This is a genomic window from Mycobacterium sp. NPDC003323 (genome assembly GCF_053589535.1).
In genome coordinates, this window is sequence record NZ_JBSFSB010000001.1 from 274969 (window position 1) to 288775 (window position 13807).

9 protein-coding genes, 1 tRNA gene and 1 pseudogene are annotated in these 13807 nt (G+C 69.7%); 9 read left to right on the forward strand and 2 right to left on the reverse strand.

The window, feature by feature from the left end; all coding sequences use genetic code 11:
• The first annotated feature begins 35 nt into the window (after positions 1-35).
• The gene (locus ACWDUN_RS01070) at positions 36-3302 is read left to right on the forward strand and encodes a BTAD domain-containing putative transcriptional regulator (protein ID WP_449923392.1); all 3267 of its coding nucleotides are present in this window, start codon (positions 36-38) and stop codon (positions 3300-3302) included.
• Positions 3303-3390: 88 nt separating this feature from the next.
• Here ACWDUN_RS01070 and ACWDUN_RS01075 read toward each other — a convergent pair whose 3' ends face one another.
• A complete protein-coding gene (locus tag ACWDUN_RS01075) occupies positions 3391-4062 on the reverse strand; it encodes a hemerythrin domain-containing protein (protein ID WP_449923395.1) in 672 nt (223 codons plus the stop codon).
• Between the two features lie 95 nt (positions 4063-4157).
• Between ACWDUN_RS01075 and pgm the strand changes: the two genes are divergently transcribed.
• The 8 genes and pseudogenes from pgm to ACWDUN_RS01115 all read left to right on the forward strand — a co-directional run bounded on the left by pgm (position 4158) and on the right by ACWDUN_RS01115 (position 12844).
• A complete protein-coding gene (pgm, locus tag ACWDUN_RS01080; RefSeq protein WP_449923397.1) occupies positions 4158-5792 on the forward strand; it encodes a phosphoglucomutase (alpha-D-glucose-1,6-bisphosphate-dependent) in 1635 nt (544 codons plus the stop codon).
• Entirely contained in the window at positions 5789-7039 is a 1251-nt protein-coding gene (locus ACWDUN_RS01085; protein ID WP_449923399.1) for an MFS transporter, read from the forward strand. Before pgm ends, ACWDUN_RS01085 begins: the two co-directional genes overlap by 4 nt.
• 56 nt (positions 7040-7095) lie before the next feature.
• Positions 7096-7168: transfer RNA gene (locus ACWDUN_RS01090), tRNA-Ala, on the forward strand.
• Between the two features lie 234 nt (positions 7169-7402).
• Positions 7403-8527, forward strand: a complete 1125-nt coding sequence (locus tag ACWDUN_RS01095; protein WP_449923402.1) for an LLM class flavin-dependent oxidoreductase — start codon at positions 7403-7405, stop codon at positions 8525-8527.
• Positions 8521-9675 (forward strand): sulfotransferase family protein, encoded by a 1155-nt coding sequence (locus ACWDUN_RS01100; RefSeq protein ID WP_449926138.1) that lies wholly within the window; start codon positions 8521-8523, stop codon positions 9673-9675. The genes ACWDUN_RS01095 and ACWDUN_RS01100 overlap by 7 nt, the downstream gene beginning before the upstream one ends.
• Positions 9675-10918, forward strand: a pseudogene (locus ACWDUN_RS01105) (DUF1214 domain-containing protein). The gene ACWDUN_RS01100 and the pseudogene ACWDUN_RS01105 overlap by 1 nt, the downstream one beginning before the upstream one ends.
• Before the next feature lies 1 nt (position 10919).
• Positions 10920-11426 carry a VOC family protein gene (locus ACWDUN_RS01110; protein ID WP_449923405.1) on the forward strand — a complete coding sequence of 169 codons (507 nt, stop codon included), beginning with the start codon at positions 10920-10922 and terminating at the stop codon, positions 11424-11426.
• A complete protein-coding gene (locus tag ACWDUN_RS01115) occupies positions 11423-12844 on the forward strand; it encodes a carboxylesterase/lipase family protein (RefSeq protein WP_449923407.1) in 1422 nt (473 codons plus the stop codon). The genes ACWDUN_RS01110 and ACWDUN_RS01115 overlap by 4 nt, the downstream gene beginning before the upstream one ends.
• 147 nt (positions 12845-12991) lie before the next feature.
• On the opposite strand, the gene ACWDUN_RS01120 is transcribed toward ACWDUN_RS01115, so the two are convergent.
• Complete coding sequence (locus tag ACWDUN_RS01120) at positions 12992-13645, reverse strand: TetR/AcrR family transcriptional regulator (protein WP_449923410.1); 654 nt, start codon at positions 13643-13645, stop codon at positions 12992-12994.
• Between the last annotated feature and the right edge of the window lie 162 nt (positions 13646-13807).

Here is a 13807-nt window from a genome sequence, read left to right on the forward strand (position 1 = left end):
TCGGCAGACGCGCCTCCGGTTAAGGTCGGCACACCATGATCGAGCACGATTTTCCCGCGGTGCGGATCCGTGTGCTCGGACCCGTTCGCGCCGAGGTGGACGGGCGCGCGGTCGATCTCGGCGGTCCGAAGCAGCGGTCGGTGCTGCTGCGACTGGTGCTCGCCCATCGCGAGGTGGTCTCCGTCGACCGCCTCATCGAGGATCTGTGGGCCGGCGAACCCCCGCCGAAGGCGCTGGCCGCGCTGCAGGCCTACATCTCGCATCTGCGCCGGGTGCTCGAACCCGGCCGGCAGCGCCGGGCCCCGGCCCGGGTCATCGTCAGCGCCGCACCCGGGTACTGCCTGCGGCTGCCCGATGCGTGCGTCGATGTGTGGGCGTTGGAGGCCGGTTTCGCCGCGGCCGAGCAGGCGGGGCAGCCGGCCCCGCTGTTGGAGGAACTGGTGGCGGCGTGGTCGGGGGATCCGTACGCCGAGGTGCGCGATGCGCTGTGGGCGGCCCCGGAGGTTGCGCGGCTGGGTGAGCTGCGGCTGGCGACGGTCGAGGCCCACGCCGCCGCACAGGCCGGACTGGGTAACCATGCCGCCGCCGTGCGCGCCCTGGAGTCCCATGTGCGTGACCATCCGGCCCGCGAGGCCGCGGCCTGCCTGCTGGCCGCTGCGCACTACCGCTGCGGGCATCAGGTCGCCGCGCTGGACGTGCTGCGACGCACCACCGGCTATCTGGTCGACGAGCTCGGCCTGGAACCCGGGCGCGCACTGCGCGATCTGGAACGCGACATCCTGCGCCAGGCCGATCACCTGGACCCCATCGCGTTGGAGCCGGTGACCGTCCCGGCGCATCACGAGGTGCCCACCGGGCGCGGGACCCGCGGCCGCGCCGAGGAACTGCGCGCCATCGACACCGCCGCCGCGACCGCGCTGTGCGACGGCTTGAAGGTGGTCTGGATCGGCGGCGAGGCCGGAGCCGGTAAGACCACCGTGGTCGACACCGCCGCGGCCCGGCTGCGCGACGCCGGCTGGACGGTCGCCGCCGGGCGCAGCCCCGAGGTCGACGGCGCCCCGCCCGGCTGGGCGTGGAGCGAGGTCTTGACCACCCTGGGCGACCCGCAGGTGCCGCACACCGATGCGCTGGGCCCGCTGCTGCATCCGGGCACCAGCACCGACAGTGCGGGCGCGTTCTGGATCGCCCATGCACTCGCCGATGTGCTGACCCGCGCCGCCGACCGCGCGCCGCTGCTGATCGTGCTCGACGACCTGCACCGCACCGACGGCCTGACCCTGGAATTGCTGCGGCTGACCGCCGACCGGCTCGCCGCCCGGCGGGTGCTGGTGATCGGCACCTACCGGCCGTCGGAGTCGGCCGCCGAACTGGGCCAGGCCCGGGCGGCGCTGGCCAATCACACCGCCGCCCACCTGAAGCTGGCGGGTCTGGACGACACTGCGCTGTCCGAACTGGCCACCGACTGCGGCCTGCCCGCGGTGACGCGCGAGACGCTGCGGCTGCTGCGCGAACGCACCGGCGGCAACCCGCTGTTCGCCCGGGAGCTGGCCCGGCTGATGGCCGCCGAGGGCACCGACGCCGCGCACGGGCGCATCCCTGCCGGCGTGGGAGATGTGCTGCGGCGCAGGCTGGCCCGGCTACCGCCACAGACCGTGACCGCGCTGCGTCAGGCCGCGGTGCTGGGCCGCGAGGTGGACATCACGCTGCTCGGTGAGCTGGCCCGCAGCGATGACGACGAACTGCTCGACGCGCTGGAACCCGCCGTGCTGGCCGGTCTGCTGGACGAGCCGGCGCCGGGACGGATCAGGTTTGCGCACAACCTGATCCGCGACACACTGTACGAGGACACCTCGGTGCTGCGGCGGTCCCGGCTGCACGCGTCGGCGCTGGACCTGCTGCGCGGACGGGGCACCGATGCCGCCTCGCTGGCCCATCACGCCGTCGCCGCGGCGACCGCCGACACCGCCGCCGAAGCCGCGGATTTCGCGATGACCGCCGCCGCCGAGGCCGATGCCGTCGGCGCGCCGGTGGAGGCCGCCCGGCAGTGGCGCGCCGCGGTGCGGATGTTCGACCTGACCGGTGGTGTGGGGATCGAGGCGGTGCCGGCGCGGTGCGGATTGATCCGCGCGCTGGCGCGTGCCGGTGACGCCATCGCCGCCCGCGAGGAACTGCATCGCATCATGGCCGTCGTGGGCGGCGATCCGCAGCTGACGGTGCGGGCGCTGACGGCGATGGACGCCCCGCTGGTATGGCGTTTGCGTATGGGCGATTTCATCGATCCGGTCATCGTCGACCCGCTGCGCCGCACGCTGGGCGAGCACCATCCGCCACAGGTGCGGGTCCGGCTGCTGCTCGCGCTGTTCATGGAAGTGGAAGGGGCCGAACACGAGGCGGCGCTGGCCGCCGTCGGCGAAGCGCTGCAGTTGGCGCGGACCCTGTACGCGCAGGATCCCGCGGCGCATCACCGGTTGTTCTGTGCGGCGCTGAACGGTTGGGCGTTCGCCTGTCTGGGACCCGATCTGGCCGATCAGCGGGAAAGCTCTGCGGCCGAACTGCTTTCGGTGGCCGAGGCCGTCGACGCCGTGGACTATCAGGCCGTCGCGCACTGGTTGCTGTTCCTCAGTGCCGCGGGGCGTTCCGATCTGGCCGCCGCGACCGAACGCGTCGGGCTGGCGGTGGCACGGGCCGGCACCGGTCAGCTCGGCTTCCTGCTGGGGGTGTTGGACGCCTTCGACGCGCAGCTGACCGTGCTGGCCGGCCGGCCGGACGACGGCGAACAGCGCTATCTGGCCGCGGCCGCGCAACTGGCCGAGTACGGGGTGGCCAACGGTGCCCTGGTCGCCCTGGTCGGGCGGGTCAGCGCCGCGCTGGTGCGCGGTGACCTCGCCGCCATGGCCGACGACCTGGTGGCCGTGCACCACACGGTGTCGCGCACCATCGCCGACGGCGCCGCGCTGGCGCTGCAGCAATGCGGCAGAACCGCTGAGGCGCAGGACATCTGGTCACAACGTTCGCCCATCGAGCGGTCCTACTACTTCGTGGCGATGTCCACCATGCGGGTGCACGCCGCGATCGCCCTCGGCGACCTCGACGAGGCCCGCCGCGTCGCCGCCGAGCTGCGACCGTACACCGGGCGGATGGCCGGACTGGACAACGGCACCCTGCTCACCGGCCCGGTGGACGCCGCGCTGGCCGCGGTCGCCGAGGCCGACGGAGACGTTGCGCAGGCCGCGACGTACCGCGCGGCCGCCGCCGAGCTTGGCTCGCGGCTCGGCGTCGCCGCCCAGGCGCTGATCCGCTGAGATCTTCAACCCCCGGCGAAACCCGCGTACCCGGGGTCGGGATCGCCGGATTCACCCCGGGTACGCGAGTTTCGCCGGGGCAGAAGGCTCAGCCGAAGACCGCGCGCTCCAGCTTGTCGTGCCGTCGGGCCAGATAGCGCAACAGCAGCATCAGCGGGCCCGGCACGGCGGCGGCGATCGTCGCGCGCTCGGTCGCGGTGGCCACCGCCAGCACCCGCGGCCCGTCGAACGACAACCGTCCGCTCTTGCGCGCCGCGGTCTCCACGGCCTCCCAGTCGGCCACCGAGACGTGTCGACGGATCACCGGGAACAGGTCGCGTTCCTCGTCGGCGATATGCGCGTGCAGCAGCCGGTGCAGATCGGCCAGCGCGGCGGCCAGCGGACGCGCCAGGTCCGGCTCACCGGAGCGAGCGAACGCGGTGGCCATGGCGCGCAGGCGGTCCAGGCGCGGGTCCAGCGTGGCGTGATCCTCGGTGAGCTCGGTCAGATCGACCAGCCCGGCGGCCGAGGATTCGATGATCGGCCACAACACGTCGTCCTCCATGCTGTGGTGGTGGTGGATCGACTCGCACATCAACTCGAGGTAGCGGGTGATGGCGCGGGCCCGTTTGATGCTGCACGGCGTGCGCCGCTGGGCGATACCCGTGAGCAGGTCGGCCAGCCGGCCGATATCGGTGACCATGGCGCGGTGGGCGAGCAGGATGCCGCTGAGGTCGGGTTCGACGGCGGTGAGTTGGGCTTTTTGTCCGGAGCTGTTCATGTCGATCACCTTGTCGGTGTCCACTTGCGGCGAACTTGTGACGGGCTTGCGAGTACGGGGAGACACGCGGCCCGCGGGTAGGCAAGGATGGACCCATGGTGGCCAATCCGCGAGCCGGGCAGCCGGCACAACCCGAAGATCTCGTCGACCTCGCTCATCTGGTCACCGCGTATTACACCGTGCAGCCCGACCCCGAGGATGTCGCGCAGCAGGTGGTGTTCGGTACCTCCGGACACCGCGGTTCGGCGTTGGATGGGGCGTTCAACGAGGCGCACATCCTGGCCACCACGCAGGCCATCGTCGAATACCGGGCGTCGCAGGGCACCACCGGACCGCTGTTCATCGGCCGCGACACCCATGCGCTGAGTGAGCCGGCGTGGGCGTCGGCGCTGGAGGTGCTGGCCGCCAACGATGTCGTCGCGATGATCGACGCCGCCGACCGCTACACCCCGACCCCGGCGGTCAGCCACGCCATCCTGACCTTCAACCGCGGCCGTTCGGGCGATCTGGCCGACGGGATCGTCGTCACCCCGTCGCACAATCCGCCGCGCGACGGCGGCTTCAAGTACAACCCGCCCAACGGCGGACCGGCCGACAGCGATGCCACCTCGGTGATCGCCAAGCGCGCCAACGAGATTCTGCGCGACGGTCTTCGTGCGGTGAAGCGGATCCCGCTGGCGCGGGCGCTGGAACTGGCCCAGCGCCACGACTACCTCAACGCCTACGTCGCGGACCTGCCCAATGTGGTCGACCTGCACGCCATCCGTGCCCAGGGCGTGCGTATCGGGGCCGATCCGCTGGGCGGGGCCAGCGTCGACTACTGGGCCGCCATCGCCGAGACCCACAAGCTGGACCTGACGGTGGTGAACCCATTGGTCGACGCCACCTGGCGGTTCATGACGCTGGACACCGACGGCAAGATCCGGATGGACTGCAGCTCGCCGAACGCGATGGCCTCGCTGATCGCCAACCGGGAGAAGTACCAGATCGCCACCGGCAACGACGCCGACTCCGACCGGCACGGCATCGTCACCCCCGACGCCGGACTGATGAACCCCAACCACTATCTGGCCGTGGCCATCGACTACCTGTACACGCACCGGCCGAACTGGTCTCCGGACACCGCCGTCGGCAAGACCGCGGTCAGCAGCTCGATCATCGACCGGGTCGTCGGCGGGTTGGGCCGCACACTGGTCGAGGTGCCCGTCGGGTTCAAATGGTTCGTCGACGGATTGGTCAGCGGGACAATCGGATTCGGCGGTGAGGAGAGCGCGGGCGCGTCCTTCCTGCGCACCGACGGATCGACCTGGACCACCGACAAGGACGGCATCATCCTGGCGCTGCTGGCCTCGGAGATCCTGGCGGTCACCGGCTCGACACCGTCGCAGCGCTACGCCGAGTTGGCCGAGCGCCACGGCGCACCGACGTATGCCCGCATCGATGCGCCGGCCGACCGCGAGCAGAAGGCCCGGCTGGCCAAGCTGTCCCCGGAGCAGGTGAGCGCCACCGAACTGGCCGGTGAGCCGATCACCGCCAAGCTCACCACCGCCCCGGGTAACGGCGCCGGCCTCGGCGGGCTGAAGGTCACCACCGAAAACGCCTGGTTCGCCGCGCGCCCGTCGGGCACCGAGGACGTCTACAAGATCTACGCCGAGTCATTCAAGGGGCCGGAGCATCTGGCGGAGGTGCAGGAGGCCGCCAAGTCGGTGGTCAATACAGTCATCGGGTGAGTTCTCCCGCCGAAGGCAAGACGCGGCTGCCCCGCGAGGTCTGGGTCCTGGTCGCCGCGAATTTCGTGGTGGCACTCGGCTATGGCGTGGTGGCTCCGGTGCTGCCGCAGTACGCGCGGCACTTCGGTGTCAGCATCGCCGCGGCCACCTTTGTCATCACCGCGTTCGCGATCATGCGGCTGGTCGGTGCGCCGCCGGCCGGGTTCCTGGTGCAGCGGCTGGGGGAACGCCGGGTCTACATCAGCGGCCTGATCATCGTCGCGTTGTCGACGGCGGCCTGCGCGCTGGCCGAGACCTATTGGCAGCTGCTGCTGTTCCGGTCCCTGGGCGGGGTCGGGTCGGCGATGTTCACGGTGTCCTCGCTGGGGCTGATGATCCGGATCTCGCCGGCCGACGCGCGCGGCCGGGTGGCCGGGCTGTTCTCGTCGGGCTTCATGATCGGTTCGGTGGGCGGACCGATCCTGGGCGCGCTGACGGCGGGCTTCGGTCTGGCGGCGCCGTTCCTGATCTACGGCGCGGCGCTGCTGGTCGCCGCGACCGTGGTGTTCGTCAGCCTGCGCCATTCGACGGTGGTGACCGGATCCGATGAGGACGACGGCCCGCCGGTGCCGTTCCGCGCGGTGTTCGCGCACCGGGCGTACAAGGCCGCACTGGTGTCCAATCTCGCGACCGGATGGGCCTCCTTCGGGCTGCGGATCGCGCTGGTCCCGCTGTTCATCGTCGAGGTGCTGGGCGGCAGCCCCGGGGTGGCCGGGTTGGCGCTGACGGCGTTCGCGGTGGGCAACATCTCCGTCGTCATCCCGAGCGGGTACCTGTCGGACAAGTTCGGGCGGCGCAAGCTGCTGATCGTCGGGTTGACGCTGGCGGCGGTGTCCACCGCACTGGTCGGGTTCACCACGTCGCTGCCGGTGTTCATGGTCTCGGCGTATATCGCCGGGGCGGCGACCGGCATCTTCGTCTCCCCTCAGCAGGCCGCCGTCGCCGACGTGGTGGGCAGCAAGTCGCGCGGGGGTACCGCGGTGGCGACGTTCCAGATGATGGCCGATGTCGGGTCGATCGGCGGTTCGCTGCTGGTCGGTCTGATCGCGCAGTACCTGTCGTACTCGTGGGCCTTCGTCATCAGTGGCTTCATCCTGTTGGTCGCGGCGTTGGCCTGGGTTTTCGCCCCGGAAACCCGCGGTCGGCCGCCCGCGGAGCACACCCCGGCCCGCCCGCTGGGCCCAGAGGCCGGTGGCGAGGTGCCCTGACCAGGCGTTTTGAACCTGCGCGGGGCAGTGGTGTACGTTTCTACAGCACAACAAACGGGGCTATGGCGCAGTTGGTAGCGCACCACACTGGCAGTGTGGGGGTCAGGGGTTCGAATCCCCTTAGCTCCACGTTGAAGAGGGTCCCAGGCTTTTCGCCTGGGGCCCTTTCTCGTCCCTGAGTTCAGTCTCGTATGGCCCGCGCTGACCATGCTGCACGCAGGTAGTTCTGCGCGCCGGATCTCATCCCTGGCTTCAGTCTGTCGGCGCCCGTGCTCGCGAGACTGACACCAGCAGATCGGCCTTGCTGAGCGAATGCACAGCATTCCCGGGACGCCGCGTCGATCCTGCGGTAATTTCCGCTACATGCCGTTGGAGCTGGCCTCGTTCTTCCGGACGACGCTGCCGCTGGACCTCGGCAGGCTCGACGCCCTGGATGGCGGCCGCTACCACTCGCTGTGGATGCCCGATCACCTGGTCAGCTTCTGGCCCGACTCGATCTGGACCCCCGAGTTCACCGACCTCGCCGAGGCGTCGCCGTCACCGCACCGCTACCTGGATACCGTCGCGCTGGCCGGGGCCGCCGCGGCTCGCACGACCCGCACCCGCATCGCCACCAGCGTGCTCGACACGGTCCGCCGTCACCCGGTGATGTTGGCCCAGTCGGCGCTGACGCTGAGCCATATCTCCCAGGGCCGCTTCATCCTGGGCCTCGGGGCCGGCGAACGCGAGAACCTGGTGCCCTACGGTTTCGACGACCGGGCCAAGGTCAGCCGGTTCGCCGAAGCACTGCAGTTGATCCGGATGCTGTGGACCGCCGACGGACCTCTCGACTTCGTGGGCCGCCACCACACGCTGCAGCACGCCCGGCTGGACACCGAACCACACGCCAGCGGTCCGCCACCGATCTGGATCGGCGCCAACGGCCCCCGCGTGCTGAACCTGGTCGGTGAGCACGGCGACGGTTGGTGGCCGACGGGCAGCGCGGGCCCCGAAACCTATGCCGCCCAGCTGGCGACCATCCGAGAGGCGGCCGAGCGGTCCGGCCGCGACCCGCAGGCCATCACCCCGGCCAAGATGGTGGTCTGCCTCATCGGCGAACCCGACGAATTGGATGAGATGCTGCAACGCCCGCTGGTGAAATCGCTGGTGCTGCAACTCACCGCCGATGCGCTGCGAGAAGCCAGGCACCGCCATCCGATGGGGGAGCGCTGGCGCGGCATTCAGGACATCGACCCCCGCGTACTGTCCCGCGACCGACTGCTGCGGCTCTTCACCGATGTCGACCCGGCCGCGATCCTGTCGGTCGTCCCGCACGGCACACCGAAACAGGTCGCCGGGCAGATCGCCGAGTTCGGCGAGGCCGGTGCCCGAGTCGTGTCGGTCCTCGACTACAGCGGCATGGCTGGGCAGGCGTATGCCGCCGCCTCGGCAGGCAAGGTCCGCGACACCGAAGACGCCCTACTGCAGCTCACAGGAAGCACATCATGACATTTCTGGACGCAGACGTCCTGCTGAACGAGGCCCGAGAAACGACCGGAATCGACGACTTCGGTGATGACACCCTGCCCGATCGGGTGGCCCTGGTCGTCGAGCGAATCAACAGTGCGGGCATCGACGAACCCGGATCACGCGCGGCCGCCCACACGATCGGCGGGTTGCTGACCAGCCGCCTGCGGTTCATGGCCGACCGCGCCCGCCTGCCGCTGGCGCAGGAGCACATCACCGCCCCGCTGTTCGCCACCGGCGAGCCACGTTCGGGCACAACGCTGTTGCACGCACTGCTCGCCGAGGACGAGGGCTCCCGTGCGCTGCGGTTCTGGGAGGTCATGTACCCCTCGCCGGTGCCCGGTGCCGCCACGATCGACGATCCGCGCCGCGCGCAGGCCGATGCCGACTGGCGCGAGATCCTCGACCGCATCCCACCGTGGATCGTCAGCCACCCCTACAACGATCTGCTCGGCGCCGGACTGCCCGAGTGCGAACGCACCTGGGCCTTCGACTTCCGCGCCACCAATCCCAGCGCATGGTGGCGGGTTCCCATGACAATCCAGAACTTCGCCCAGGACCATCAGGCGCAATACGCTCTGCACCGCATGATGCTGCAGCACATCCAGCATACCCGACCGCCGAAACGCTGGGTGCTGAAGGGTTTTCACGGCCGCCGGCTACGGGCACTGTTCGACACCTATCCCGACGCCCGCATCGTCTGGGTGCATCGCGACCCGGTGCAGGTGCTCGCCTCGCAGATCGTCGCATTCGGTCAGATCAACGAGAGCCTGGCCGGCGCACTGGACTGGACGCAATACGCCAAGGACACCATCGAGGGCTCGCGCGCCAACTTCCACGCCTACCTCACCGACCCGCTCGTGGACGACCCCCGCATCCACCATGTGCGCTACCGCGATTTCGTCGCCGACCCGGTGGCCGCCATCGGCGGCTTCTACGACTTCGCCGGAGTCCCGTTCACCACCGAGGCCGAGAAGGCGATGCGCGAGTACCTCGCCACCAACCGCAGCGACCGCTACGGCAAGTTCACCTACTCCACCGATGTCCTGCCGATTCCCGTGCAGCAGTTGCACGACGAATTCGCCGACTATCGCGAGCGGTTCGGCATCGACATCGAGACGAGGCGCTGATGGCGTTCGGTGACACCGCCGAGGACGCCGGACTCCGCGCGGCATGGCACGAATTCTGCGACCGGCTCAAGGCGGCCGGCGATCTCGCGTTCAAGGACACCTCGCCGGCGGACCCGCTGCAGCGCGCCGACGCCTTCCGCTACCTGACGCAGAACCTCGGCCAGGCCTACGACCTGGCACTGGAGACCAAGAACCCCCGGTACCCGGCGATCCACCCGTTCTGCGGACCGGCCCGCAAACTGGGCGGCGACAACGCCGATTTCGTGTATCTGCAGGCGTGGATCGACGGCAACTCGACCTACCGGATCGCCGGGGACCGCGGCACTGCGCGCTTCATCAACTTCACCGTCCAGGGCCCCCACCGGACAGGGACGTCTACTACGGCGCCGATCACCCGAACCTGCACGAACCGTTCGGCGACACCCCCGAGGCCAATATCACCGGTGACGACCTGGTGACCGAGCCCGACGGCAGCTTCGTCCTCTATGTCGGAGGTGAACGGCGCGAACCGAATTGGCTGCCCACCACCCCGGGTTCGCGCAAGCTGTTCATGCGGCAGGGCTTCGACTCGTGGGCCGAGCGGTCGGCGCAGTTCAGCATCGAGCGCCTCGACATGGACGGGCCGCGCCCGGTGCCCACCCCGCAGGATCTCATCGCGTCCATGCAGTGGGCCGGTGATTTTCTCATCGGGGCGATGACGGACTGGCCGGACCGCGAGCTGCAGATCGGTTCGCTGTTCGGCGAACCCGAGCCCAATGTGTTCCCCGGTGCGCGTTTCGCCGGTACGGCCGAACAACGCGATGCACGCCGCGGCCGGCTCATCGTCACCATGCCGTGGCGTCTGGCGCCGGACGAGGCGCTGATCTTCGAATTCGCCGATGACGACGAGTTCTGGATGCTGACCAATATGGGCGCGTTCTGGAACAGCATGGACTACCTGTACCGGCCGGTCAGCTACACGCCGAGCCGATCGGCGGTCGACTCCGATGGTCGCGTGCGAATGGTGATGGCGCACAACGACCCCGGCATCCACAACTGGATCGACACCCAACAGTTCAGCGAGGGCTACCTGACCATGCGTGTGATCGGGAGCAGACAGCTGCCCGACGTCAGCACCACCGTCGTCCCGGCCGCCGAACTGGACGGCATCCTGCCGGCCGACACCCGGCGCGTCACCGGGCAGGAGCGGGCCGCCCAACTGCACGAACGCTTCGACGCCATCCGTAGCAGATACCGGATCTGATATGGACCCCACACTGCACACGCTCGCCGAGGCGACGTTCGACAACGTCTATCACGTCGGCCACCTCGTGCCGGATCTGGCGATCGCCATGCAGACGCTCGCCGGAGCCATGCAGATCACCTGGGCGCCGCCGTTCGAGATGCGCAGCGGTTTCACCCGCCCCGACGGATCGCCCGACGATCAGACCGTGCGCATCGCGTTCTCCTCGAGCGGACCACCGTACCTGGAGCTGATCGAGGTTGTCGCCGTGCATGATTCGATCTTCGCCGAACCGAGCCGCGGCGGCATGCATCGCATCGGCTACTACGGGGCGCGCTGGCGCGACGATGTCGCCCGGTTGCAGGACGACGGGTGGGTGTTGGAGCGCACCGGCGCCGGTGTGGCGTTCCTGCGCGATCCACGCACCGGGATGCGTGTGGAGGTGGTGAGCTTCAAGGGCCGCGACTTCCTGACCCGCATCCTCGACGGCCAGATGGCTCGCGACCATCCCCTGACCGAGCGCCCGTGACCGCAATCGCGCACACCGCATACGGCGCCTTGCGCGGCGACGCCACCGGGGACGTCATCGCGTTCCGCGGGGTGCCGTACGCCGCGGCGCCGACGGGTCAAAACCGTTGGCGACCACCGCAACCCGTACCCGGCTGGAAAGGTGTGCGGGACGCGACCGCGTTCGGTCCGATTGCCCCGCAGGACATCTCGCCCGCACGGCTGGCCAAACGCGGCCTCACGATGAGCGAGGACTGCCTGACCCTCAACATCTGGACACCCGCGGCCGATGACGCCCGCCGTCCGGTGCTCGTCTTCCTGCACGGCGGCGGACAGGCGCTGGGGCACGGATCGGCGCCGCTGCTCGACGGTTCGCGGCTGGCCCGGCGCGGTGACATCGTGGTGGTGACGGTGAATTTCCGACTGGGGGTGCTCGGTTCGCTGTATGCGCCCGAGCGGCACGGGGCCGACTCGACCAACCTGGCCCTGCGCGATCAGACGCACGCGCTGGGGTGGGTGCGCGCGCAGATCGGTGCCTTCGGCGGAGATCCCGGTGCGATCACGGTGGCCGGGCAATCCTCCGGCGCAGTCGGTATCGCGGCGCTGCTGGCCGGCGGATGTGGTCTCTTCGACCGCGCGATCCTGCAGAGCGGCGGCCTGGAACGGGTCAGATCCGCAACCGCCGCCGCCGCGGTGGCCGATCAGGTACCGGAGACCGGGGATGCCGGTATCGAGGAGATTCTCGCCGTGCAACGCGGTATCGACACCGGATTCGTGCCGCCGCAGGGCCCGTTCCATCCCTGCATCGACGGTGACGTGATCGTCGAGCATCCGCTGGTGGTTGCACGGACACGCGCCCTACCGGCGATCCCGATCCTGGCCGGGACGACCCGCGACGAGTGGCGGATCTTCGACGCGGCCTTGGATGACGGCGTGTTCACCGAGCAGTACGTGCGGGACCGGGCGCGCGCACTGGCCGGAGAACGTCACGATCCCGACGCCGTGGTGTCGACCTACCGCACCGGGCACGACACGCTGCGCGATATCGCGAGCGCACTGGTCACCGATTACCACTTCACCGCGCCGACCGAGCAGTTCATCCGGGCGCACGCCGCGCGGGGTAACGCCGTCTACCGGTACGAACTGCAGTGGCCGTCGCCGCGGGCGGGGTTCGGCGCGTGCCACGATTCGTGCCTGCCGCTGCTGTTCGGCAACCTGGACGCCGCACCCGCGCTGGCCGGTACCGACGAGGCGACGCGCCGGATGTCGGACACGGTGCAAGACCTGTGGCTTGAGTTCATCCGGGGAGCAGAGCCGTGGGAACGCTACGGCGGCGCCGGAGGCACGACGATGCTGCTCGGCCCCGAGAACGGCATCGCCCGCCGTCACCGCGCCGATCAGCTCGCGACCTGGGAGGGCCGCTATCCCGCGTACGGGTAGCCGCAACCTACGTGGCTTCAGTCTCGTGCGGTCCGCGGACACGAGGCTGCGCTCAGGTAGGTCCAGACGCCGATTTTGATACCGGGCTTCAGTGTCGGAGCGACCGGTCTCACAAGACTGAACTCAGGTAGATCTGCAGTGCGAGAGTCAGCTCGCCGGATCCCAGCCGTGCATGGCCTCGTGCATCTGTCCCTCGTTGAGTGGCTCGACACCCAGCGGCTTGAGATCGGGCCGGTTGCGCATGCCCTCCAGCAGCAGCGCGACGTAGCGACGCCACAACTGGGGCTCGACGTGACCGGCCCACTCGCTGACCGTGCCGGCCAGCAGCCCGATGATGGGGGTGTCGGGATGCTGGATGTCCGGGCGCAGGTAACCGTCGCGTCGGGCCCGCTCGACCAGGCGGTAGACCAGCGGGACCAGTTCCTCGCGGGCGCAGTCGACGCGGTCGCCGCCGTAGGCCCGGCTGTAGATCATCTCGCGCAGGCCCCGGTCGGTGGCCGCGAGCTCGCACTGGCGTTCGACGAACCAGACGAAGCCGTCCCACGAATTCTCGTGCTGCAGCGCCTTTTCCGCCAGCGCCACCACCTCGGCGATACCGTCCTCGAAGATGGCCTCCACCAGGTCCTCCTTGGTGGGGAAGCGGCGGTAGACGGTGCCCACGCCGACGCCGGCGTGGTGGGCGACATCGTTGAGGGTGGCTTCCATGCCCTTGATGGCGAACAGCTCGCGCGCAGCCGTGAGCACGCGCTGTCTGTTGCGCTCGGCGTCCTTGCGCAGGCCGCGGCATGGTTTGTCAATCACAGGTCCCACTTTAGTGACGAGGCTTACCGTTGGCTATAAACGGATTGACTCTATCCACTTCGAAGCTTAGATTCTCTCAGGATCGCCTGCGCAAAGTGGATCGCGGCGCCCGGAACCCGAAAGGCCCGATCGTGACCAGTGTCTTCGAGCATGCCCGCGGGC